This is a genomic window from Psychromonas sp. B3M02 (assembly GCF_003318165.1).
Classification (GTDB): Bacteria; Pseudomonadota; Gammaproteobacteria; order Enterobacterales; family Psychromonadaceae; genus Psychromonas.
The window spans coordinates 1-1,524 of the sequence record NZ_QOCB01000124.1; the positions used below are offsets into that span (position 1 = coordinate 1).

Annotated in this window: 1 protein-coding gene; it reads right to left on the reverse strand. The window is 50.5% G+C overall.

Going from position 1 to position 1,524, the window contains the following annotated elements:
• Positions 1-1,524, reverse strand: a 1,524-nt coding sequence (locus tag DS885_RS17540) for a hypothetical protein (RefSeq protein WP_220149705.1), incomplete at both ends; no start/stop codon positions are given.

Genomic DNA, 1,524 nt, shown 5'->3' on the forward strand with positions numbered 1-1,524 from the left:
TTTCAGGGGCGTCATTAACAGTCTCAACACTTGGATCAACCGTTACGGTATCACCATCAGTGGTGCCATCATTCGGAATCAGTGTAAATGCTGGTAGATCTTGTCCACTGTTCACTAGGTCAGCACCCGCTTGTGTGAGCACAACCGTGCCATCAACTAATGCATAGTTCACGGTATCGCTTAAGGTCACCGTCACATCATCGCCATCTTCATCGAAGGTCTCGAAGGTAGCAACAATCGCACCTTCAACGGCACTGCCATCATCTTCGGTAAAGTCGTTGCTGACTAGGTTAATGATTTCAGGGGCGTCGTTAACAGTCTCAACACTTGGGTCAACAGAAACTGTTTCGCCATCAGTGGAGCCATCATTTGGAACCAAGGTGAAGGCAGGCAGCTCTTGACCACTGTTCACTAGGTCAGCACCGGCCTGGGTTAACACCACCGTGCCATCAACCAATGCATAGTTCACCGTATCGCTTAAGGTCACCGTCACATCATCGCCATCTTCATCGAAGGTCTCGAAGGTAGCAACGGTCGCACCTTCAACGGCACTGCCGTCATCTTCGGTAAAGTCGTTGCTCACTAGGTTAATAATTTCAGGGGCATCGTTAACAGTCTCAACACTTGGATCAACGCTCACCGCGTCACCATCTGTGCTGCCATCATTTGGGATCAGTGTAAACGCCGGTAATTCCTGACCGCTGTTCACTAGGTCAGCACCGGCTTGTGTAAGGACAACCGTGCCATCAACCAATGCGTAGTTCACGGTATCGCTTAAGGTCACCGTCACCTCATCGCCATCTTCATCGAAGGTGTCGAAGGTAGCAACAGTCGCGCCTTCAACGGCACTGCCGTCATCTTCGGTGAAGTCGTTGCTCACTAGGTTAATAATTTCAGGGGCATCATTAACAGTCTCAACACTTGGATCAACCGTTACGGTATCACCATCAGTGGTGCCATCATTTGGGATCAGTGTAAATGCTGGTAACTCTTGACCGCTGTTCACTAGGTCAGCACCGGCTTGGGTTAACACAACCGTGCCATCAACCAATGCGTAGTTCACCGTATCGCTTAAGGTCACCGTCACCTCATCGCCATCTTCATCGAAGGTGTCGAAGGTTGCAACGGTCGCGCCTTCAACGGCACTGCCGTCATCTTCGGTAAAGTCGTTGCTCACTAGGTTAATGATTTCAGGGGCGTCGTTTACTGTGGTGACACTTGGATCAACGCTCACCGCGTCACCATCTACCGTGCCATCGTTTGGAATCAAGGTGAATGCTGGTAGATCTTGTCCACTGTTCACCAAGTCTGCACCGGCTTGGGTTAATACCACCGTGCCATCAACTAATGCGTAGTTCACCGTATCGCTTAAGGTCACGGTGACCTCATCGCCATCTTCATCGAAGGTCTCGAAGGTAGCAACAGTCGCGCCTTCAACGGCACTGCCGTCATCTTCGGTGAAGTCGTTGCTCGCTAGGTTAATAATTTCTGGGGCATCGTTAACAGTCTCAACACTTGGATCAA